This is a genomic window from Piscibacillus salipiscarius, from assembly GCF_042685285.1.
GTDB classification, from domain to species: Bacteria; Bacillota; Bacilli; order Bacillales; family Alkalibacillaceae; genus Piscibacillus; species Piscibacillus salipiscarius.
Genome location: NZ_JBHUMZ010000021.1, coordinates 168,901 through 192,094, shown reverse-complemented (window position 1 = coordinate 192,094; position 23,194 = coordinate 168,901). Strand labels below are relative to the sequence as shown.

Below are 23,194 nucleotides of genomic sequence, written 5' to 3'. Positions count from 1 at the left end.
TAACTGTAAAATTTAGGTTGTATGAACCTGTTCTACATTATATGGAAAAATATTCTTGCAATTTTATGGACGAAGAACCTTTGTTCGTATAAAATTAACTCATGGATGTTAATAATATATGTATTAGAAGGGAGGACAAAAATGATAAAAAATAGAAATCAAATGATTTCCTTTTTTGATGATTTGCTATATAAGAATCATGATAGGTATAAAAAAGAATTTAAAAATGCAACTAATCAATTAAAGACTTATATTGTAGAAGGACATATACCTCGTGAACAAAAAAATAACCATGATTTAGTTTTTAATTTTTTGAAAAATTTAGATATTAACCCAGAAAAATATAATTATAAAGTGATTGAAACAGAAGATGAAAATCTTTTAAGTGTAAATTTTAGAGATGGACACTTATTTATAGATGTTATGAATCCGAGATTTTGGGTGATTCACACAGCAATTAAAGCTGAACATAGTGATTTGTTCCATAGTATACTTTTAAAACAAAAAAATATGGATAGCGTTTGGCTTCCGATACCTTTTCTGAAAGACCTTGTTAAATATGGCGAAATTTATGGAATAGGAATGTCATTTACAGAGCTATTAAATAGAGAGGAAAGAGATAAACTCTTATTTGAAAATCAAGATACTTTAAAGCTAGACATTAGAAGATTATATGTTAAAGAAATGCTCCAAGCTTTAACTCATTCAGAATTAAGAATGGCTGCAGGTCTAAACAAAATAAGTATTTTAAACTATTCTGATGAGGATTCTGATAACTATATTATTGATGATATTACTTATGCAGGTAAAATTACTGGTAGAGGAACATCGTTTAGTAAGCATCTATTTTTAACACATAATGTATTAGAAGAATACGAAAATTCCGTTAACTTAATTGAAGATAATTTCTCATTTAATTATGATTTGGATAGTTATAAAATTTCTGGAGCACCGATAACTATTAATTTAAATCGCAAAAATATTAATATATATAAACTAGTTGAAACATTGTTCTCAGGAAAGAAACCTTTTCAGTTGTGGGGGATACCTGACTGGCGCTCCGAAAATTATTGTTATGTATCTGCTGTTGACTTGCATCTAGGAAATTTTGGGAAACAAATACATTTTGAGATTACTAGTTCAACCATTAAAGTCATCCTCCCTAAAAGTTCTTGTGGTAATTCAGTGGCTAGATTAATCACAAATATTCATCAATCAATAGATGCAACATCCTCTATAAAAGGAGGTAAAAATCATGACATATTCACAATATAATGAACTTGATTTAATAAATATCTTAGTATGTATGTGTTTAGAAGAGGAACTTGATGGGATAGAAAATGTATTCACAAAGCATGGTTACAATTTAATTTCCATTGATAGGAATATTGATACTTCCGTAGGTACTATAAAATATGATTTAATAATATCAAACAAATTAAAGGAATACTCACTAGGGTTCGAACTAAAAGGGAATAAAGCTAGTAATTTAGAAACTGATCAATTAGAAAAATACAAAAACGTTAGTAGTAGTGAACTTGTAAAATTTGGTGGTTTAAATAGTTTTAATTCAGAAGAGCACAAATTACAGACAATTATAGGGATTAACAATCACAGTTCAGAAAATGTTATTTCCTTTCTAGAAGAACAAAATTACTCTTTTCCAGTTTTAGCAGTGGATACCTCAAATATTCAAATTAAACATATCCGTATTATTGATAATGAGATTAATAATGTTTTTAAGTCGCCATTAATCTATAAATCTTTTATTTCGCTTATAAAATATGATAAGGATACGCCCCTGGAAAATATAGCGCCAGATTTAATAGCAATAATACTTAAATATTCATTAGAAGGTAAATCGAATTTTACAGTTGATGAAGTAATAGATGATTTGTATTGTAGCATTCCAAATGTGTTTCAAATAATTGGAGGGGATGTTAAAAAGGCTGTAAGAAGAAAAATTATTAAATTGTTAGACCGATTATCCAAAACAGAATTAAGCGTTTATTTGGAATGGGATTCAATTAATCAATATTGGTATATTCATAGATTACATCCAGATGCTCATCCGAATACATTATCTTCTTTTAGAGAAAAAGGAGTGGCCTTTGTTAATAGAATAAGAGAAGGTAAAGCTTATAAACAAGCTCAAGTAAACGCGGGTCAACTTAGTTTGTTTGACGAAGATGAATATAATTAATAAAAGCTGTTCAACGCGTTGAACAGCTTTTATCTTACCCCAAGACCCATGAGTAGATAGCGTTCCCACTCAACTTCCTTGGGATTCATGACGTACCATGTTAGGGCAGGAAGGTCTAATGCGGTAATAAATGTTGTTTCGTCTCGGAAACGTTTTTCTGGATCATAAGCGACGCGATCTTCAGTCGTTGCGCCTTCTACGACTTCAATCCAGCCGTGCTGCTCGATACCAGTTGTCACGACAGATTTTTTTAAGGTGCCTTCCGCTGTCATTTTCCAAATGATATTATCAAAAATATGATCGTCCTTTAATACGACAGCTTCGAGTGATTCTTTTAGTGTGATATCAAGTCCAACGTGATAGCCAGGCTTCAGCATGTCGCCTTCAATTTCTTCATTAAACGTAATCTCAAGTGGATAAACACTTTTATCCTCAAGTTTTCCATCCTCAGGTACATCACTGATATCAGTTACAGTTCCTGGAATGTCGCCAAGTGGGGTTTCGGTCATAACATCAGCTGACATTTCTTCCTCAACAAACTGACGCTGCTCCTCAGTTAGCTCGCCATAAGCGTGAAGTTCCCTGCTGCTAATTGTCATGAGCGGGTCATCGAGTGACGCTGATAGCTGACTAACTATTCCATCCGCTGGACTTTCGACTGTAATGGTATCGCCAGTTGATTCGAGATCATCCAACTGGTTTTCCAAACTATCAATCTGAGCTTCTTTCTCCGCAAGCTCAGATTCCTTTTGCAGCACGAACTGTTGTAATTGAAACTCAGTTTCTAGCTGACCTTGGGCAGGGATGTTTAGCTCGTGTTCACCGTCATTAATCGAAATCTCAATTGAGTCATCTTGAAGCGGAAAACTATAACGTTCAATCTCAGAGATAATTGCCTCTATTGCATCCACTTCGTCTTCAAGTCGGTCAATTTCATTCGTTAGCGTGCGATACGTTTGGTTGTAATCAGTGACAGAATATGTATACAGCGGATCGCCCGCAGTCACCGCATCCCCTTTTTCAACCATAAAAGATTGAAAGTTTCCTTGTTGTTTATCAAAATAAATGCGGTTTTGATCAGTATGAGTAAGAATGCCATCTTGAACGAGATTCTCACGAACGTCCATCACGCGTGTGTTCGCCCACTCATCAACATATGTAATACGATCTACTGTCCAATCGTCATCCAAATAAATAAGTAAAAAGTTAACTAATATAAATAGGGTTAAAAATATGAGGTTCCGTCTTTTCTTCATGAGCTTAACCACCATTCAATAAGTTCGACGTCAAATAAACTTAGGGTTGCAACGATGCAGTATACGAAAAAGTGCCAAAGAATGACCATTAACCAAACTTTCCAGCGTTTCATGTCGGTTAGATTTGATAAATACTTGGCTTGGAATCCGATAATCCACAACTGTATGATCGACACAGCGCCAAAGAAATAGATGAACCATTCCAGGTCGATTATATAGGACGCGATAACTCCTAGTGAAAAAGGTGACACATACCAATCAAGTCCTAAATAAACGAATAATGGAATCCATAATAAACGCTCAAATAGCATCATGATTAGGACGACCTGTTGCATGATCACAAGCTTTTTGTAGCGAATTTTTGTAAATAAATAAAAATAATAGCTTGTGAGATAGAGGATTAGTGCTGCTAAGAGCACGGCAAATACAGCACGACCTGCTATGAAGTAAAGTTTCAATGCATTATAGTTACTTTCAGACACGGACATAAATACGCTTGAAATCGGGTTCGTACCCATTCCGAGCCATGCCATCCATACGTATATTATGATGGTAGAAAGAAAGAGTAATAGACTAACTTTCCAGACTTTTTCAATGTCTTCTGCACGTTTAATTCGAAAAATATGGTCGTCTAGATCTGTGAAAAATCGAAAGAAGTAGTTCTGCATCTGTTTCATCCTTTAACTATGTACTTGTCTACTATTGTAGAATAAGTGGAAGGAATTTACTATAATTAATTGATTATTTTTAATATTTTGGTAGAAAAGAAGGAGAGGGTGATGAAGGGTGTCGTTTCAATCAAACGTTTGTTTGAGCTGGAGTAAATAAAAAGCACTTACGCCTTAGCGCAAATGCTTTATGTATCAATCCCTTTTCGGTCATGTTCATCTTCAAAATAAGATCCATTCATTCTGTCGTCGATTTTTTCTATTAAATTATGTATCTCTAAAATCTCGACTTTTAATGTTTGTTTATTACTATTGTAAATGTCTTGATATCGAGTAAGGTCAGATTCTAGTTCGTCAATTTTGTTTTGATCACGTTTATCTTTGGCCTTCTCTTTTTCGAGTTCTTCTTTAATTGAATCAATACGGGATTCCCATATGCTAAGGCTATTTTCCGGTAATGAAACGTAATTTTCAACGAGCTGCTTTAACTGATTTTTTTCTTCTTTAGAAGCATCAAGAAATGTAATGCGACGGTTCACCGCAAGCTTAATTCCCTCTCCAGTTGGTAGAGCATAACCGAGTTCATTTGTACAATCACACAGCATACTGTCTACAATGACGTGCAGTTCATATGCCATTCGTTCGGATAGTGACACCTCATTGCTGTAAAAACGATCTATAATGTCTTGGTGGTCGTCTGCCTGAGATTGAATGATCCCGTAACCGAAGCCTAGGGCAATAGATAAAATAAGAATAAATCCTAACTTTCTCATATTAGTTTCTCCCCTAATTGTGCGTCTATTCTGACTTTATTTTACTTGTTAATATTGGATAATTCAATACAAATATTACAATTAGTTTACAAAACAGTTTCAAACAAACGTTTGATTAAATGGTAAAAGTTGATAATGAGACAGGCTAGTGGTGTCATAAACTAGATTAGGGGTGAAGCGAATGGCATCTAGAGTTGTCTTGCAGGTAAAGCAAATTAGTTCGCTGTATCAAGAGAAAATGGGAGAGAGGGATGCCCGGCAATTGGTTGAGGGTTTTAACAAAAGGTTTGGCGATGTTTTATTAAAGGTAGAGCTGGATTCGAATAAGCAGATGCATCTACTTGAAAACTTTAGATATCACAAAGCATTACAATTGTTAGACCCGGATCGAAAAGTGATGTGTGAGGTATACCCAGAAAAAGGTGAACGTGACAGGCTTATCTACTTACTTCGTATAGGTCTAACTGTGGAAAAGTACTCAACTAAATGGTTGTTTAAACACACGATTATTAAGAAACTTATGAATAAATTTGATTATACGCTGGAGGACATATGTGCGGAGCTTTCGGATGATAAATACTATAGGCCAAGTGATTTGAAAAAATATTTGGTTCATCGTAACATCCCAAGTCATATCGAAAAGCTTTCTGTGATGGTTGGGGCAAGAAGTCTTGTCGAACGAATCGCATCTAGCCAAGTCATTCCAACTGAAGTAAAAGACATTTTATATGAAAAAGCAATCTTACCAAAACAGGGACACCACAGATTAACCATTTGGAAATTTAACCTTCTTCAAAAATTCTTCCGTACTTGTTCACTTACCAATGAAATTCTAAATAACCAAAAACAATTAAAGCTCATGATAGATACTCTTATTGCTGAGAACTTTAGGATTGATGAGCATATGAGAAATTTATATCAGGATGTGCAGACTGAAACGAGGATTGAGGAATATACGATGTGCTTTTTAAGCTACCAGAGGAAGTTTATTATTAGGAAGAATCACTGACCTGCTTATTGGCGGGTCAGTTTTAATATTAAGGGATTTGTGGACAAACCTAATCATAAAGTCTCACCTGTACTAGTGATAATCTGTCATTACTAGTAAAATTATGGTAAAGTAATAATAGGTAAAGTAAGGGGGAATTTTGCTTGAAGACAGTCTTGAAATGGCTTATCGGAACCGTAGTCGTACTGGGGCTTGGAGTCGGACTTTTCTTTGGAGTCGGTTATGTACTTGATGAGCAAATGGCAGATGATCCTAAGGAACCGGAGGCAGAAGATAAACAGTCTGATGAAAAAGAAGAGGAGAAAAAGGTGACTGAGTTGTCAGAGGAAAAGTTTGAGAATGCTGAAAATGCTGAGAACCTAAATCCGTTTGGTGATGATCTTGAAGCCAAAGCATTAGATGATACCCAAGTACAGGATTATATACATGAAATGTCACACCAAAAAGTTGAAGCGGATGAAAAGTGGGGATTTTATCTTATTACAGATGAGCGGATTAAGTGGTTGCAGCAGGGGATTGAAGCTTCAAAAGACAATTTAAGCCATTATGATGTTTACCAATCAATACTTAACCGCTGGGCTGCAGGTGATTTCACGCAAGCAGACGATGACCACAACGCCATTTGGGACCTTAAAGGCGGGACGATTGGCTATGCAACAGGTGTGCTAAGTGATGAAGAAGAGCAGGCTTATATTGAGAGTGCGGATGAGTATTAATAAATATGCTTAACTATACCTTTTAAGGGGTAAATTAACACTATTGACATATGGAAATAACTAACGGAGGTGCCTCACTTGAACGAGCAAAATATACAGCAACATCAAGAGCATTATTCAGAGGACAAGCTTTGGAATAAAGTACGCCGCGTTGCGAAAAAGGCTGGAGCATCAGCGATATATGCGGTACTTTTGTTATATTATACCTTGCAAAAACCTGAAATACCGAAAAAGGTAAAGGCGACCATTCTTGGTGCATTAGGTTATTTCATACTACCAGTTGACCTCTTGCCTGATGCGTTCGTCGGAATTGGCTATACGGATGACCTCACGATTTTAATTACTGCCATCTATCAGGTAACGGGTTATATAGATGATGATGTAAAATCAAAAGCAAGAGGCAAGATCGAAGAATGGTTCGGAGAAGATGTGGATACGTCGGAGATTGATAATAAATTATAATTAATGAAGCAAGGCGAACATCGCTTTGCTTTTTTTCTTAACTTGATATAGTTTGTGCATTCATTAGATGTAGATATAAATGCCCAAAAAACTAAAAATATAGCTTCTGATATAGCTAATTTTGAGTAATAAGATGTATAAAAATAATATTATTTGTAAAATAATGTTGTTTTTTATTATTAATATGGTAATATATACTTATTGATTCAATATTTAACTAGGGGGGATAAAAATGGTAGTTGCAGGTGTATTAAAATTAATAGGTTCAGGTTTAGAATTTTTCTTAGGTATTCCAGGTTTTGGTGGAGGACTTATTTTAACACTTCTATGGACGCCGCTATTATTCATGTTAATTTATCATATTGTTACATTGGTATTATCTAAGAAAAGAAACGCACCAGTATGGGGACCAGTTGTAGGTATTGTTGCTAGTACCCTTGGTGTAATTCCAGGTTTAGGCATGGTCTTACATTGGGCTGCGTTTATTTGCTTATTAGTAGATGGTATTCTGTCTCTTAATAGTAAAAAGAAGGCTTCTGAAGTGACTGCTTAAAAATTTTTAAGGAAAAACCACTGCTGAAATTAATTTTCAGCAGTGGTTTTTTGTGTTGTTGAATATAAGCGTTAACTATTCTTGTTTGACTAAGCATGATTTGTTAAAGTAATAGAATCAACTTAGAAATCGGGTGTAATCATGATTAAGATTTATGTATTATTATTGCTCGTTATGCTCATGTGGGGGCTTAATGTTTCAGCGTTAAAAATTCTAGTCGATGCAATTGATCCAATGTTATTAACCTCATTCCGTATTATGACAGCAGGCGTTGCAGTGCTTATTGCTTGTTGGTTCATGGGAATTTTGAGGTGGCCGATGAAGCATGAATGGCTAGTCATATTCGGTCTTTCGATTTTTAATGTTATTTTGCATCATATTTTTATTGCCGTCGGGTTCGATATGACAACTGGAGTTAATGCGAGCTTGATTTTAGGTCTAACACCGCTTGTGACGATGATGATGGCTGTCTTGTTATTGAGACAACGTGTCTCAAAGGTTCGAGTATTAGGGTTTTTTATCGGTTTTGCAGGTGTTGTGGTTGCGAACGTTGCTGGGTCTGGAGGATTCGGTGGCGTTTCACTAGGTGACTTTTTCGTCTTCCTTGGGATTTTAGTACAAGGCTTTAGCTTTGTGATGATCAGTAAGCTGAAACCGACCTTTGACCCTCGCCTTGCGACAGGTTATATGATGGTCTTCGGTTCAGTATTTATTTTTATAATCAGTCAAGGCTTTGGCTCAAATGTATCTGAAATCACGAGACTTATAGACTGGAAGCTTGCACTCATCTTTTTATTCAGTGCTGTTCTAGCCACTGCTTTCGGACATATGACGTATAACTTTTCCATAACTAAAGTCGGCCCTGCTGAGAGTGCTATTTTCATAAACTTGAATACCTTATTCGCAATCGTTGGGTCCGCTATTTTCCTAAATGAAGCCGTCACCTTGAGCCACGCTTTCGGTTTTCTCCTCATCCTGATAGGTGTATTCTTCGGGACAGGTGCTTTGGAGTATTTATTGTTGAAAAGGAAAAAGCGGCGTGAATCTTTAGCGAAGTGAATGAGTAAAATGGGAAACTGATCGCAATGGCGGTCAGTTTTTTGTTTTGGATGGAACATACGTGAATGTCATTAGCGGAGCGAAAGGTCGTTAAAGATAGCATCAACGAAAATAGGGAAGCGCTAAGTGTAAATAGGGAGCACGAGAACACAAATAGGAACGATTTGAATCGAAATAGGGGAGCTGCTAACTTAAATAGAAAGCTCGCGAATGCAAAAAGGAGATTCATAGTAAGTCTCAATTCCTCATAATCTATTAAGAGGAGTTGAGGCCTGTATGAAAGGGTACATATTTGATCTTGATGGGACGGTTTATTTAGATGACGAGCCGATTGATGGCGCGGCCAAAACGATCAACGAGCTAAAAGCCCAGGGGCATAAGGTCGTTTTCTTAACCAATAAGTCCATCGCGCGTCGCTCGGATTATGTAGAGAAATTAAACAAGATGGGGATTGAGTGCACGATTGAAGATGTCATCAACTCGAATTTTATTACGGCAAAATTTCTCCAAGGAAAGCCTGGCAAAGCACTTGTTATTGGAGAAAAGCCTCTTTTTGAAGAGTTAACCGAAGAGGGAATTCAAATCACTAACAATCCTCGAGAAGCATATTACGTCGTCATTGGCTGGGACCACGAATTCAACTATGAAAAGCTATCACAAGCTTACGAGGCTTACCAGAATGGAGCGAAAATTATAGCTACGAATCCTGACAGGACTTGTCCAACTAAAGAAGGTGAAATTCCTGACTGCGAGGCAATGATTGGTGCCATTGAAGGCGCGACAGGGAAGACAATTGATTACATTGCTGGCAAGCCCTCAAGACTCATGATGCAGTATGTCACAGAAGAAGTTCTAAAATTACCCCCTAATCAATGTTATATGATTGGCGATCGTCTTGAGACGGATATTTTAATGGGAAATGAAAATGGGGTTAATAGTGTTTTAGTGTTAACGGGGATTACGAAGAGGGCGGATGTGGCTCAGTCGGAGATTAAACCTACATATATATTAAATAGTATTGCAGATTTGAAGAGTTCTGATTAACAGAGCTCTATTTTTTTGCAAATAAAATAGGTCTTTTGTTCATATAGTTTAGTGAAGCTTGTTTATTGAGGAGGGAAACAAAATGCGTCGATGGCTCAGTGTCTTATTGATTTTGTTTTTAAGTTTAGTATTAGCTGCTTGTAATAGTGATTCTGCAGATGATGTGACGGAAATTGATTTTTACTTCCCGGTTGCGGTTGGTGGCGATATTGCGAATTTAGTTGATGAATTGGTTGCGGATTTTGAAGAGGAAAATCCAGATATAAAGGTCAATGCGAACTTTGGAGGAAGCTATTCTGAAACGATGACTCAGGTAATGGCATCGGTTCAAGGTGGCAATCCACCAGAGCTTGCGGTTCTATTCTCAATTGATTTGTTTACCTTACTTGAAAATGACGTGATAGAAGAGATGACGCCACTTTTTGGTGAAGATTATTTCGATGATTACTATGATGCGTTTATGGCAAATTCACAGGTTGGCGATCAAGTATGGAGTATTCCGTTCCAGCGAAGCACAATCGTTCTTTACTACAACAAAGATAAGTTCAAGGAAGCGGGTCTTGATCCTGAGCAGCCTCCTGAGAACTGGGATGAACTAGTTGAGTATAGTAAGAAGTTAACAACGGATGACCAGTGGGGCCTCGAGATTCCAAGTACCGGTTATCAGTACTGGATGTTCCAGGCACTTGCGCTTCAGACAGAAGGAAATATTATGTCTGAGGATGGTAAAGAGGTTTACTTTGATGCACCTCATTCTAAAGAAGCGATGGAGTACTGGCTTAGCTTAAGTCAAGATCACGAGGTGATGCCTGAAGGAGTTATTGAGTGGGGGACGGTTCCTTCAGACTTTTTAAGCGGGAAAACAGCGATGATGTACCATACGACTGGTAATTTAACGAACGTTAAATCGAACGCAGAGTTTGATTTCGGTGTGTCGTTCTTACCAGCAAACGAGCAGTACGGATCACCAACTGGCGGAGGAAATATTTATTTGTTTAAAGATATTCCAGAAAAGAATCGTGAAGCGGCCATTAAGTTTATTGAGTTTTTAACAAAACCAGAGCAGGTTGCGAAGTGGTCGATTGAAACGGGTTATGTGGCAACGCGCGAATCAGCTTATGAAACTGAAGAGTTAAGCTCTTATGTTGAGGAATTTCCAAGTGCGTTAGTGGCACGTGATCAGTTAGAGTATGCCGATAGTGAGCTTGCGACGTACCAAAACGGTGAGGTTCAGAAGATCTTTAACGACGCGATTCAGTCGGTGTTAACGGGGCAGAGCACGGTGGACGAAGCGTTTAATGACGCACAATCGAAAGCAGAAGAAGTTTTAGCACCATTTCAGGAATAAGTGAGAGGCCTGGGCTCCAGGCTTCTCCAAATTTTTGGCTGAGAGGAGGTTTCGGCCACTTTTTATGAAAAAGTTAAATTTATTTTTTAAGGAAAATATCTTTGCGTATACGCTATTACTACCGTCATTTATATTTCTAACGCTATTTACCTTTTACCCAACATTAAAGTCGCTTCAGCTCAGTTTTTATAGCGGGCCGATGACGAGGCTTGAGTTTTCTGGTCTTGATCAGTACAAAGAAGTTTTTACGGATGAAATTTTCGCAAAAGTGATGGTAAATAATTTGCTGTTTATGATCGGGACGGTTCCGACGAGTATCTTTTTGGCAATGTATTTGGCGATTTGGCTAAACAAGAGGATGAAAGGCAGTGCGCTACTTAGGACGTCTTTCTTTTATCCGACCGTCATTCCGCTTATTGCGGTTGCGAACATTTGGCTATTTATTTATACCCCGCAGTATGGTCTATTAGATAAATTTCTACAAATGTTTGGGACAAGTGGCCCGAATTGGCTAGGGGATCCTGGTTTTGTCATGGTCGCGATGATCATCATGATTATTTGGAAAGACGCTGGATTTTTCATGATATTTTACTTAGCTGGCCTGCAAAACTTGCCACGTGATGTGTATGAAGCGGCCGTTATGGAAGGGGCTTCACCATGGCAGATGTTTAGACATGTGACGTTTCCGTTATTAATGCCGACAACGCTATTTGTCATGATTGTTGCGATTACGAATTCGTTTAAGAATGTCGACCATCTATACATTATGACAAAGGGCGGGCCGGATAATGCGAGTAACCTTCTGCTTTATCATATTTACGAAGTGGCGTTTACGAACTGGGACTTAGGTAAGGCAGCTGTGCTGACGGTCATTTTGATTGTTGTCATGTTAAGTATTACAGCATTTAATTATCTATATTTAGATAGGAAAATTCATTATTAAGGAGGAGAGAAGATGAGTCGATTTATAAACTACTCAGTCATTGTCATACTTGGAGTAGTGTTTGCAACGCCTCTCGTTTGGGTTTTTATGACGTCCTTCTCTCCGGCTAATGAAATCATTAATGGTTCTAATCCATTTTTTGTGAACGAACCGACTCTTCAGAATTACAAGGACGCTTGGAATGCCGCTCCATTTTTGCGTTATTACTATAATACCTTTGTGATTGTGTTTGGCATTTTAGCTATGCAATTGATCACAATCACACTCGCAGCGTATGCCTTTGCAAGGTTAAAGTTTAAAGGTCGCAACGTTTTGTTTATTTTATTTTTAGTGCAACTCATGATTCAGCCTGAAATCTTACTCTTTCCAAATTATCAGGTGATGGGACAGCTTGGGCTAGTAGATTCGAAGCTCGCGGTCATGCTTCCTTACTGGGCGTCAGCGTTTGGGGTATTTTTACTTAGACAAACATTTAAACAAGTACCTTATGAATTAGATGAGGCCTCAAAAATGGACGGGTGTAAATGGTATCAGACGCTGCGTCATGTTTATATCCCAGCCGCGAAACCGACTTATATTGCGTTTGCGCTGGTGTCCGTTAGTCACCACTGGAGTAATTTCATGTGGCCGCTAATCATTACGGACTCTGTAGAAAATCGTCCACTTACCGTCGGGATTGCTTTGTTTGCCCAATCGTATGAGACAGGGGCGCAGTGGGGGATGGTGACAGCTGGTACAGTGATGGTGATCTTTCCGTTGTTGATTGCCTTTTTCATTTTTCAAAAACAATTTGTATCGAGCTTTATGCATTCTGGGATTAAGTAAGATAAGGTAGAATTAGGTTAAGGGGCGTTTGAATCGAAATGGGAAGCAAAAAATAGTTGCTTTTGGGCTTACCCAAAAGCTTCTTTTTATGGCCAGAAGGATTAATCATGTAAAATGATCATTAAGAAGTAAGTCGCCGGGAGGGTTTTTAGCATGATTAAATTGCAAAATGAATTGTGTGAGTTGCTTGGTATTAAATTCCCAATCATTCAGGCTGGAATGGCTGGTGGTTCAACGACGCCTGAGTTAGTTGCGGAAGTATCTGAGTTTGGGGCTCTTGGAACACTTGGAGCAGCCTACATGGAACCCGAATCGATTCGCGAGGCTATTCGTGAGATTAAAAAGAAGACTAATCAGCCGTTTGCGGTAAATGTATTTTCGCTTAGAGGTGATCGTGAACAGTCTTTTCAGTCGAGTGAAGTTGAGGCTTTAAATGCTGTGCGCACTCAAGTTGAGTTAAACCCTGTCGATCAGGTTGATTTCAGTTGGCAAAACCGTGTAGCAGAGCAGGTCGATGTTTTGCTAGAGGAAAAGGTGCCTGTTATTAGTACAGCTTTTGGTATCTTGCCTGAAGAAATAGCAGAGCGTGCTAAAAGTGCTGGTGCTGTGCTCATGACAATGGTGACAAATGTTGATGAAGCGGTTCAGGCAGAAGCTGCGGGAGTTGATGTGATCGTTGCGCAAGGTAGTGAAGCTGGCGGGCACCGTGGAACGTTTAATGTTGAGAAGTATCCAGGAGGCGCTAATATCGGAACGTTCTCGTTAGTACCTCAAGTCACAGGGGCAGTCGATGTTCCGGTGGTTGCTGCAGGTGGTATTATGGACGGGAAAGGACTTGTTGCGGCAATGGTGTTAGGTGCTTCAGGCGTTCAGATGGGGACGCGCTTTTTAACGACAAGCGAATCAGGAATTCCGAATGCTTATAAAGAAGCTCTATTTGCTGGTGATGAGACGAGTACCGTTATTACGAAAAATATTTCTGGCAGGCCAGCTCGAGCAATTGAGAATGAGCTTGTTCGATCGTTTGATAAAAAGACTCGTTTTCCATATCCATTTCAAAACATGGCTACAAAACCTGTTCGAACTTCTGCTAAGGAACGTGGCGACGCTGAATATTTGTCGTTATATGCAGGGCAAGGTGTGAGATCAGTAGAGAAAGAAGAATCGGTGCGTGATGTGTTAGATGATGTGATTCTTGAAGCGAAGGAGATTATTGTATAAGTAGAGGCTTTTGCGTGAGCGCAAAAGCTTCTTTTTTATTTTTGGAAATGGAGCAATGTCGATAGGGAAGCCTTGAACATCAATAGAGACTAGCTCAACCAAAAAAGGGGACGCGCGAACATAAATAGGGATTGCCTGAATGTAAATAGGGAAGAGCTCAACCGAAATAGGGAGCACACAAATGTAAAAAGGAATGAGCCAAACCAAAATAGAAAGCCCAAACGGCGACCAAAACTCATAAGTTCACGTTCAAGCTACTGTTAAAATCGGAATATCCCAACCTAAATTCAGATTTTTTAAAAACATTATTGACATCTAAAACGCTTACATATAATATGACAATATAAGTTTGTTTAGTAAACAAACAAATTACACATGCGCGTGTGAATTTTATTTTTACCAATATTTTTCTGAAAAATTTAACTAATTTGTTGTTAAAATGTAAACGGTTTCTTTAATGGACGACTAAAAGGGGAGTGTACAATGGGAGCTTCAATTGTTGGAAATGAAGGCAATTATCATAAGGCTAAAGTATGGCAGATTGGTTTCTTTGCATTAAACAATACGGCGACAAACCTTTATATGTTTGCATTAGCCTTTGTATCTTACTATGCAACAGGGGTAGCTGGTCTTGCGGTTGTGATCGTCAGTACGATCTTAGCAGCGATGCGTGCGTTTGATGCCGTGACAGATCCGATTATTGGATTTGTTCTTGATAAAACGGAGACACGATTCGGTAAATTTATACCAATCATGGTGACAGGAAATATTATTTTAATCATTTCATTTATTCTAATGTTTAATATTCACCTTTTACCTGAAAATCTGGCATTAGCTGCATTTATAGTGATTCACGCTATTTATATCATTGGTTACACATTGCAAACCAATGTGACAAGGGCTGCTCAAACGGTCTTAACGAACCATCCGAAGCAGCGTCCGCTATTCTCGATTTTTGATTCGGTTTATAACATTACATTGTTCTCTCTAGGACAAGTGTTTGTTTCATCTTATTTAACACAAAAGTATGGCGGGTTTACTAGCGGATTGTTCCAAGAATTATATATTGAGATTATTATTTTAGCAGCTATTTTTACTATGTTAGCTATTATTGGAATCAAGCCTAAAGATCGAAAAGAGTTTTATGGCCTTGCGGATCTTTCTGCAAATGTGAGATTTAGAGATTACTGGCCAGTTCTAAAAGGGAACAGACCCCTTCAGATGCTAGTCTTATCTGCATCAACTGATAAACTTGCGGTTACGGTGATGATGCAGCAGCCCGTGATGGTCATGCTGTTCGCAATTGCTTTAGGTAACTTTGAACTAAGTGGTACGTACTCCTTAATCATTATTGCGCCAAGCTTGTTTATTACTTATTTTGGTGTTGTGTATGCTAGAAAAGTAGGTATGAAAAAAGCCTTGGTAAGAGCTTCTTGGTTAGGAGTTGTTTCCTTCACGGCATTAGCGGTCATTATGTTACTCGTAGATAATCCGACAGATGCGAACTTTGAATCGTTCGGCTGGTTAACAATTGCCTTTATGGTTCTTTACAGTATTGGACGCGGTGTCGGTACCTTAACACCATCGATTGTTATTCCGATGATTGCGGATACGTCTGATTATGAGACGTATAAAACAGGACGCTACGTACCGGGTATGATTTCAGCGATGTTCTCATTTGTAGACAAGCTAGTATCGTCCTTAGCTCCAGCTCTTGTTGGTTATGTCGTTGCCATGATTGGCTATACAGAAGAATTTCCGCAAATTGGAGAATCCCTAACTAATCCTTTATTATATGCAACGTTATTTGTTGCTTTCGGTATTCCAGTCCTTGGTTGGTTAATCTCCATCTTAGCCATGCATTTCTATAAGTTAGATGGGGAAACAATGAAAGAAATACAGCAAGAAATTGCTGATGTTAAAGAAAAAAAGTCCGAAGAAGTTAATCAAGCTAATTAACTAAGAGAGCGCTTGGATTAGGTCCAAGCGCTCTTTTCATGACTATTAAAATATTCGTACTCCACAAAATCTAATGTGTTAATGTTTAAATAGTTTTTGAGAACCAATGCTGCCCCGCCAAGTGCACAGGCAAACTCACCTAAATGGGAAAGGTGAATTGTTTCATAACTATTGATCTTTGATTTAAGATGTCTCTCAATAGATTGAATGACTTCTGGATTTTGATTAATCATAGCTCCGTTTAATACAATTCGCTGTGGGTTAAATATATTGATTATATTGTTTAAACCGATTGCTAAATATTGAATATACGAATCTAATTCAGATTCATACTTTGGTTTCTCAAAAATCTCAGCTGGGTTTTGCGGCATAGAGCCAAATTTAGCATTAAACCGGTTTCTAAGCGCCCGTTCTGAGGCGTATAATTCCCAGCATCCTTTATTTCCACAGGAACATAATTCCCCATCAGGGTTGACCACCATATGGCCAATTTCACCTGCAAATCCATCATAACCTCGATAGATTTTAGAGTTGTTAATGATTCCGAGTCCTATACCTGAATAAAGCGTGATACAGAATAGATCTTGGATGTTTTCGTAATAGACTTGCTCACCGTAAGCACTTAAATTCGCGTTGTTGTCAATAACAACCGGAACATTGAAGACCTCTTCAAATTTGGATTTAAAGTTTGAATATTGCCATTTTTGATTAGGTGTAAAAACGATTTGGTCATAACTATTGATGATTCCGTGTATACCAACTGCAATACCAGTTAATCCAATCGGCTTATGAGACTCGTTATAAGTTTCAATCAGTGGTTTTAAGTGGTATTGGATAATAGAGATTATTTCATCTACGTCACCTTGGTCAATTGGTACAACTTTTCGCTCTATAGGTTTTCCTTTTAAATCTATGAAGACAAAGCGAAACTCATTGGCGTCAATATCAATACCGATACTGTAGCCAGCTTGTCCATTCATTTCTATTAAAATTGGCTTGCGCCCTGGCGAATCAATATGTCCGACTTTGGTTTCTCTAATGATCCCGTCATCGATTAATTTTGATATTTGGGCCGAAACCGTTGCTTTATTTAAACCTGTCACTCTTGCTAAATCACTTCTTGAGAGTGTTTGTTCTTTAATGACATGTTCGATTAGAATACGTCTGTTTAAGTTCTTTATATATTGTGCGTCTCCTGTACTCATGACTTCACCAACTTTAAATATTCTAATTTAATCTTAGCAGACATAAAAAGACAATTCTATGAAAATAAAATTTTCAGAGCAAAGAGGGTTGAAATTAAAACCGCTTACATATATTATAAAATTAATAGTTTGTTTAGTAAACAAACAAATTATACAAAAAAGCGAGGATTTGTATGAATACGTTTATTCAAGATGATTTTTTGCTAAACAATGAGACAGCTTATGAGCTCTATCATGAATACGCAAAAAACCTTCCGATTATTGATTATCACAATCATCTGGTTCCAGATGACATTTTAAATGACAAAAATTATCAGAATTTAACGGAAATTTGGCTTTCTGGTGACCATTATAAGTGGAGAGCGATGAGAGCTAATGGAATTGATGAGTATTATATTACAGGTGATGCTTCGGATTACGAGAAGTTCTTAGCGTGGGCGAAGACCGTTCCCCAGACACTCGGTAATCCTTTATATCACTGGACTCATTTAGAGTTAAAACGTTATTTCGATATTGATCAGTTATTAAGTGAAGAAACAGCGAAGGATATTTGGGAGGAAGCGAATGCGAAGCTTCAATCTCCTAAATGGTCGGTTCGCCAGTTATTAAAAAAAGATCGTGTTGAATTTGTAGGGACAACGGATGATCCAGTTGATTCGCTGTCTTCACATCAAGCGTTACAAGGAATTGAAGGCCTGCAGGTGTCACCGTCGTTTAGACCAGATACAGGCCTTAATATTCAGCAAGATGGTTTTATGGATTGGCTCAAAAAGTTAGAAGACGCCGTTGGGTATTCTATTAATGATTACTCGCAGTTTATAAAAGCCCTACAAGAGCGAGTTGATTTTTTTGATGAATTAGGCTGCCGAAGCTCTGATCACGGTATTAACGAAATGTTTTTTGCAGAGGCAACTGAACAAGAAGTCGAGAATATTTTTAAAAAGCGTTTAAACAATGAGAAACTTTCAGACCATGAAGTAGAGCAGTATAAAACATACACGCTCATTCAGTTAGGCAAGATGTATCATGAAAAAGGCTGGATTATGCAGCTTCACATGGGGCCAAAGCGTAATAACAATTCGCGAATGTTTGAACAATTAGGTCCTGATTCGGGATTTGATTCGATTAATGACACGAAGCTTGCTAAACCACTTGGAAGCCTGATGGACTCTCTTGAGCGAAAACAAAAGCTACCTAAAACGGTATTATATAGCTTGAATCCGAATGATTATCCGATCTTAGCGTCGATGGCAGGTAACTTCCAAGGCGATGGAATCCGCGGAAAAATTCAATTTGGCACAGCTTGGTGGTTTAACGATACGATCGATGGGATGGAGAACCAGATGAAGACGCTTGCTAATATTGGCTTAATCAGTAATTTCGTCGGTATGCTGACTGATTCGAGAAGCTTTCTATCCTTTTCAAGACATGAGTATTTCAGACGCATTCTTTGCCGGTTATTTGGTAGCTGGGTCGAACAAGGACTGGTTCCAAATGATCGTCAGTTATTAAAGCAATATATACAGAACATTTGTTATTACAATGCAAAAGAGTATTTTAGTTTATAATCTTCGGAGGTGATTAAATGACGATACCATTTAATACAGATTTATCAGGTAAAGTTGCTGTTGTGACTGGCGGGAGCGGCGTGTTAGGTTCTGTTCTAAGTGAAGCATTAGCTGAAGCAGGCGCAAAGGTAGCGGTTCTAGCACGTACGCAATCAAAGATTGACCGTGTAGTCGAGAGTATTAAAAGTAAAGGACACGAGGCCATTGGCTACAGTGTTGATGTTTTAAACAAAGATGATCTAAAACGTGTGCGTGAGGACCTAAAGGAGCAGTTCGGCACTTGCGATATTTTAATCAACGGCGCTGGAGGTAACGATCCAAAAGCGACCACGTCACATGATTATTTTACTGAAGACGATGGTGAGCAGTCGTTTTTTGATTTAGACCAAAACGCTGTTGGTGATTTATTTGATATGAACTTTTTAGGTTCGTTCTTACCGACTCAAGTATTTGGACAAGATATGGTGAACGCAGAAGGTGCGACGATTATTAACGTATCTTCGATGAACGCCTTTACTCCATTAACCCGTATTCCGGCTTACAGCGGAGCTAAAGCGGCTGTGAGTAACTTTACGCAGTGGCTTGCAGTCTATTTTTCAAAAGTAGGCGTTCGCGTTAATGCAATTGCGCCTGGCTTTTTCTTAACCGACCAAAACCGAAACTTACTTTATAAAGAAGATGGTTCGTTATCTGAACGTGCTGAGAAAATTTTATCTCAGACTCCAGAAGATCGTTTTGGTGAGCCAGAAGAGTTAGTTGGCACCTTGATGTGGCTCGTGAATCAACAAGCATCAGGCTTTGTCAACGGCATTATCGTTCCGGTTGATGGAGGCTTTTCAGCTTATTCAGGTGTATAAATTTAAATAAAAAACGGAGGTATTTATATGTTATATCCAATTACGACAGATACTCGTGGTGTTTTTGACTTAAATGGAATCTGGAATTTTAAATTAGACGGAATTGAGCTTCAAGAAAGCGTAAGCCAAAAGCCTTTAGAAAATCCATCTTCTATGGCTGTTCCGTCATCTTATAATGATGTGAGTGTCATTAAAGAGATTCGTAATCATATCGGGTGGGTTTGGTATGAACGTGAATTTCAAGTACCAAAGTATGCGTTTAGTGAACGATTGGTTCTTCGCTTTGGTTCCGTGACGCATGAAGCTAAAGTTTATGTAAATGGAATGCTTGTTTGCGAGAATAAAGGCGGTTTCCTGCCATTTGAAAAAGAAATTAATGACGTTGTTCAGCCAGGTGTGAACCGTGTGACTGTAGCCGTGAACAACATTTTGGATGAAACAACATTACCTGTCGGACTTTATACTGAACGAGAAGTCGAAGGTATTGGAAAAGTCGTAGAAAACTCACCTAACTTTGACTTTTTTAATTATGCTGGTATTCATCGCCCAGTTAAAATTTATACCACACCTAAAACTTATATTAACGATGTGACCGTAGTAACAGATCTAGATGGTTCAAATGGTGTTGTTGATTATGAAGTTGAGGTCGTGGGTTCAAATCATCAAGTTAACGTCACAGTTTTAGATGAGAACAACGAAGAAGTAGCGACAGCATCTGGTTCAAACGGTCAGGTGACGATTGAAAATGCTAATCTTTGGGAACCGTTAGATGCGTATCTTTACCAATTAAAGGTTGAACTTGTTGACGGGGATGAAGTCGTTGATCAGTATTACGAACCATTTGGGGTTCGAACAGTTGAAGTTACGCATAATCAATTTTTAATTAACGGCAAGCCGTTCTATTTTAAAGGCTTTGGTAAGCATGAAGATTCCTTTATTAGCGGGCGTGGTTTTAATGAACCGATTAACGTGATGGATTTTAACCTGATGAAATGGATTGGCGCTAACTCGTTCCGTACAGCTCACTATCCGTATTCAGAAGAAATTATGCGTTTGGCTGACCGTGAAGGATTAGTCGTCATTGATGAAACGCCAGCAGTAGGACTTCATTTAAACTTCTCTGCAAGTTTATTAGGCTCAAGCGAAAAACGCGATACTTGGAAAGAGCTTGGCACGTATGAACATCATGCTCAAGTCATTAGAGATTTAGTCGCTCGTGATAAAAACCACCCAGCTGTTCTGATGTGGAGTGTGGCTAATGAGCCTGAATCCTATGAAGACGGCGCTTATGAGTATTTTAAACCGCTGATCGATTTAACTCGTGAAGTGGATCCACAAAATCGCCCTGTGACATTAGTGACGATTTTAATGGCAACACCTGATAAAGCTAAAATTGAGCATGAACTCGATGTTCTAAGTTTAAACCGTTACTACGGCTGGTACGTTGAAAGTGGTAACTTAGAAGTTGCAAAAGCGAAACTTGCGCAAGAGTTAAGAGAGTGGGCAGAGGTTTGCCCTGGTAAACCTGTTATCATGACCGAATATGGCGCTGACACGGTTGCAGGATTCCATGACATGGATGACATCATGTTCACAGAAGAGTATCAAGTGAAGTTTTTAGAGGCGAACCAGAAAGTGTTTGATCAGCATGAAAACTTTGTCGGTGAGCATATTTGGAACTTTGCAGATTTTGAAACGAGTCAAGGCGTAATTCGCGTACAAGGTAATAAGAAAGGTGTCTTCACTCGTGAGCGTAAGCCTAAATCAGCGGCGCACTATATGCGTAAACGTTGGCACAACATCCCGAGCTTCGGCTATAAAAAAGGTGAGTAAGTCGTTAGGAGTTGATGTGATGAAGCAGTTAAAGACGCTTAATAAAGTGGTTGAGCAAAAGTTAATCGCCGTTATTCGGGCTGAAGACAGTCAAGAAGCTGTCCAATATTCTGATGCTGTTATAAAAGGCGGTTTTAAGGCTGTTGAGTTAACGTATACAACACCTGGTGCCCAGCGTGCTATTGAGCAAGTTCGAGAAGAGCATCCAAATGTAGTCGTTGGTGCTGGGACCGTTTTAGATGACATAACAGCTAAACTCGCTATTCAAGCCGGAGCACAGTTTGTCGTTAGCCCTGGTTTTAAAAAGGAAATCGCGCTTTTATGTAATCTGCATCAAGTACCTTATTTACCAGGATGTATGACGGTTTCCGAAATGATGACGGCTTTGCAGTACGGAGCTCAGGTTATCAAGCTATTTCCAGGAGCCCAGTTCGGGCCAAGTGCGATCAAACAATTTAAAGGACCATTGCCCGATGTTTCGATTATGCCAACAGGTGGTGTGAACTTAGAAAACGTCAATGAGTGGTTTGAAAATGGGGCTGTTGCAGTCGGGGTCGGTGGTTCTTTAACTCAAGGCAATTTAGATGAGATTGAAGCGAAGGCCAAGGCTTTTGTTGAACAGGTAAGGGGGTAAAGTGAGTGGAGATTACATTTAGATGGTATGGACAAGACGACCAAGTTCCATTAGCATATATTCGTCAAATTCCGAGTGTGACTGGGATTGTCACGGCAATCTATGATATTCCTGTCGGGGAAGTTTGGTCACGAGAGCGAATTAAAGAGTTAAAACAAGATGTCGAGTCGCACGGACTAAATCTATCAGTGATTGAAAGCGTGCCAGTTCACGAAGATATTAAACTAGGAAAAGACACACGCGATCATTATATTGAAAACTACAAGACAACAATTCGAAATCTCGCAAAAGCTGGTGTTAAGACAGTTTGTTATAACTTTATGCCTGTTTTTGACTGGACAAGAACAGATTTAGCTAAGCCACTAGAAGATGGCTCTAATTCGTTAAACTATGATGAGGAAGAGTTAAAAGAATTAGATCCTTTAAGCGGAGAGCTTACTTTACCTGGTTGGGATTTGTCGTATCAAACGGACGAACTTAAGCGCATCATGGAGGAGTACAAGCAAATAACGGAAGATCAGTTACTAGACAACTTGGTTTACTTTTTGGAACAAATTATTCCAGTCGCAGAAGAGGAAGACGTGCTGATGGCGATTCACCCTGATGATCCGCCGTGGAACATTTTCGGGTTACCACGAGTCGTTAAAAATAAAGAAAATATCAAGTATCTACTAGATGCAGTAGATAGTCCAAATAATGGCTTAACGTTTTGCACAGGATCTTTTGGTGCTGACCCATCTAATGATTTATTTGAAATTATTGATACGGCTCAAGGCAGAATCAACTTCGTACACTTACGTAATGTTAAACGTTACGGAGAACAATCGTTTCAAGAAGTCTCTCATATGAATAAAGATGGTTCACTTGATATGGTCGGCATAATTAAAAAGCTTAAGGAAACTGGGTTTAATGGTCCAGCTAGGCCTGATCATGGCCGAATGATTTTCGGTGAGGAAGGCCGTCCAGGCTATGGACTTTATGACCGTGCACTCGGCGCCATGTACATTGCAGGCGTTTTGGATAGTATAAAATAATGTTTATTTGAGGCTTTTGCGCAC

Annotated in this window: 22 protein-coding genes; 18 read left to right on the top strand and 4 right to left on the bottom strand. The window is 38.5% G+C overall.

The window, feature by feature from the left end; genetic code table 11:
- Window positions 1–141: 141 nt before the first annotated feature.
- Both ACFSW4_RS09615 and ACFSW4_RS09610 read left to right on the top strand, forming a co-directional pair.
- Window positions 142–1,275 (top strand): hypothetical protein, encoded by a 1,134-nt coding sequence (locus ACFSW4_RS09615; RefSeq protein ID WP_377328920.1) that lies wholly within the window; start codon window positions 142–144, stop codon window positions 1,273–1,275.
- A complete protein-coding gene (locus ACFSW4_RS09610; protein ID WP_054751915.1) occupies window positions 1,256–2,203 on the top strand; it encodes a hypothetical protein in 948 nt (315 codons plus the stop codon). The genes ACFSW4_RS09615 and ACFSW4_RS09610 overlap by 20 nt, the downstream gene beginning before the upstream one ends.
- Window positions 2,204–2,232: 29 nt before the next feature.
- Here ACFSW4_RS09610 and ACFSW4_RS09605 read toward each other — a convergent pair whose 3' ends face one another.
- The 3 genes from ACFSW4_RS09605 to ACFSW4_RS09595 form a co-directional block, all read right to left on the bottom strand.
- A complete protein-coding gene (locus ACFSW4_RS09605; RefSeq protein ID WP_377328918.1) occupies window positions 2,233–3,459 on the bottom strand; it encodes an efflux RND transporter periplasmic adaptor subunit in 1,227 nt (408 codons plus the stop codon).
- Window positions 3,456–4,127, bottom strand: coding sequence for a hypothetical protein (locus tag ACFSW4_RS09600; RefSeq protein ID WP_279401274.1), 672 nt, complete (start codon window positions 4,125–4,127; stop codon window positions 3,456–3,458). The genes ACFSW4_RS09605 and ACFSW4_RS09600 overlap by 4 nt, the downstream gene beginning before the upstream one ends.
- Window positions 4,128–4,315: 188 nt before the next feature.
- On the bottom strand, window positions 4,316–4,900 hold the full coding sequence (locus tag ACFSW4_RS09595; protein WP_377328916.1) for a hypothetical protein: 585 nt from the start codon (window positions 4,898–4,900) through the stop codon (window positions 4,316–4,318).
- 181 nt (window positions 4,901–5,081) lie between these two features.
- Between ACFSW4_RS09595 and ACFSW4_RS09590 the strand changes: the two genes are divergently transcribed.
- From ACFSW4_RS09590 to ACFSW4_RS09540, 11 genes are all read left to right on the top strand, one after another.
- Window positions 5,082–5,909, top strand: a complete 828-nt coding sequence (locus tag ACFSW4_RS09590) for a hypothetical protein (protein WP_054751905.1) — start codon at window positions 5,082–5,084, stop codon at window positions 5,907–5,909.
- A 143-nt stretch (window positions 5,910–6,052) separates the two neighbouring features.
- A complete protein-coding gene (locus tag ACFSW4_RS09585) occupies window positions 6,053–6,625 on the top strand; it encodes a DUF6241 domain-containing protein (RefSeq protein ID WP_377328914.1) in 573 nt (190 codons plus the stop codon).
- Window positions 6,626–6,694: 69 nt separating this feature from the next.
- Window positions 6,695–7,087: a YkvA family protein gene (locus ACFSW4_RS09580; RefSeq protein WP_054751899.1), complete on the top strand. Its 393-nt coding sequence runs from the start codon at window positions 6,695–6,697 to the stop codon at window positions 7,085–7,087.
- A gap of 232 nt (window positions 7,088–7,319) precedes the next feature.
- Entirely contained in the window at window positions 7,320–7,640 is a 321-nt protein-coding gene (locus ACFSW4_RS09575; RefSeq protein ID WP_054751897.1) for a hypothetical protein, read from the top strand.
- Between the two features lie 141 nt (window positions 7,641–7,781).
- The gene (locus tag ACFSW4_RS09570; protein WP_377328912.1) at window positions 7,782–8,699 is read left to right on the top strand and encodes a DMT family transporter; all 918 of its coding nucleotides are present in this window, start codon (window positions 7,782–7,784) and stop codon (window positions 8,697–8,699) included.
- A 276-nt stretch (window positions 8,700–8,975) separates the two neighbouring features.
- A complete protein-coding gene (locus ACFSW4_RS09565; protein ID WP_377328910.1) occupies window positions 8,976–9,743 on the top strand; it encodes an HAD-IIA family hydrolase in 768 nt (255 codons plus the stop codon).
- Window positions 9,744–9,825: 82 nt separating this feature from the next.
- A complete protein-coding gene (locus tag ACFSW4_RS09560) occupies window positions 9,826–11,091 on the top strand; it encodes an ABC transporter substrate-binding protein (RefSeq protein WP_377328909.1) in 1,266 nt (421 codons plus the stop codon).
- A gap of 64 nt (window positions 11,092–11,155) precedes the next feature.
- Window positions 11,156–12,034: a carbohydrate ABC transporter permease gene (locus tag ACFSW4_RS09555; protein WP_377328907.1), complete on the top strand. Its 879-nt coding sequence runs from the start codon at window positions 11,156–11,158 to the stop codon at window positions 12,032–12,034.
- A 12-nt stretch (window positions 12,035–12,046) separates the two neighbouring features.
- Window positions 12,047–12,859: a carbohydrate ABC transporter permease gene (locus ACFSW4_RS09550; protein ID WP_377328905.1), complete on the top strand. Its 813-nt coding sequence runs from the start codon at window positions 12,047–12,049 to the stop codon at window positions 12,857–12,859.
- Between the two features lie 153 nt (window positions 12,860–13,012).
- Window positions 13,013–14,080 (top strand): NAD(P)H-dependent flavin oxidoreductase, encoded by a 1,068-nt coding sequence (locus ACFSW4_RS09545; RefSeq protein ID WP_054751894.1) that lies wholly within the window; start codon window positions 13,013–13,015, stop codon window positions 14,078–14,080.
- A 483-nt stretch (window positions 14,081–14,563) separates the two neighbouring features.
- Window positions 14,564–16,039, top strand: coding sequence for an MFS transporter (locus ACFSW4_RS09540; protein WP_054751892.1), 1,476 nt, complete (start codon window positions 14,564–14,566; stop codon window positions 16,037–16,039).
- A gap of 17 nt (window positions 16,040–16,056) precedes the next feature.
- Here ACFSW4_RS09540 and ACFSW4_RS09535 read toward each other — a convergent pair whose 3' ends face one another.
- Window positions 16,057–17,244, bottom strand: coding sequence for an ROK family transcriptional regulator (locus ACFSW4_RS09535; protein WP_054751890.1), 1,188 nt, complete (start codon window positions 17,242–17,244; stop codon window positions 16,057–16,059).
- Between the two features lie 173 nt (window positions 17,245–17,417).
- On the opposite strand from ACFSW4_RS09535, the gene uxaC reads away from it, so the two are divergent.
- Genes uxaC through uxuA form a run of 5 tightly spaced genes read left to right on the top strand, consistent with a single transcriptional unit; the run spans window position 17,418 to window position 23,170 of the window.
- Entirely contained in the window at window positions 17,418–18,812 is a 1,395-nt protein-coding gene (gene uxaC, locus ACFSW4_RS09530) for a glucuronate isomerase (RefSeq protein WP_377328902.1), read from the top strand.
- Window positions 18,813–18,829: 17 nt separating this feature from the next.
- A complete protein-coding gene (locus tag ACFSW4_RS09525; RefSeq protein WP_377328900.1) occupies window positions 18,830–19,669 on the top strand; it encodes an SDR family oxidoreductase in 840 nt (279 codons plus the stop codon).
- 27 nt (window positions 19,670–19,696) lie between these two features.
- Window positions 19,697–21,502, top strand: a complete 1,806-nt coding sequence (gene uidA, locus ACFSW4_RS09520; protein ID WP_054751888.1) for a beta-glucuronidase — start codon at window positions 19,697–19,699, stop codon at window positions 21,500–21,502.
- Between the two features lie 19 nt (window positions 21,503–21,521).
- Window positions 21,522–22,136: a bifunctional 2-keto-4-hydroxyglutarate aldolase/2-keto-3-deoxy-6-phosphogluconate aldolase gene (locus ACFSW4_RS09515; protein WP_054751885.1), complete on the top strand. Its 615-nt coding sequence runs from the start codon at window positions 21,522–21,524 to the stop codon at window positions 22,134–22,136.
- 5 nt (window positions 22,137–22,141) lie between these two features.
- Window positions 22,142–23,170 (top strand): mannonate dehydratase, encoded by a 1,029-nt coding sequence (gene uxuA / locus ACFSW4_RS09510; RefSeq protein ID WP_377328898.1) that lies wholly within the window; start codon window positions 22,142–22,144, stop codon window positions 23,168–23,170.
- Window positions 23,171–23,194: the final 24 nt, after the last annotated feature.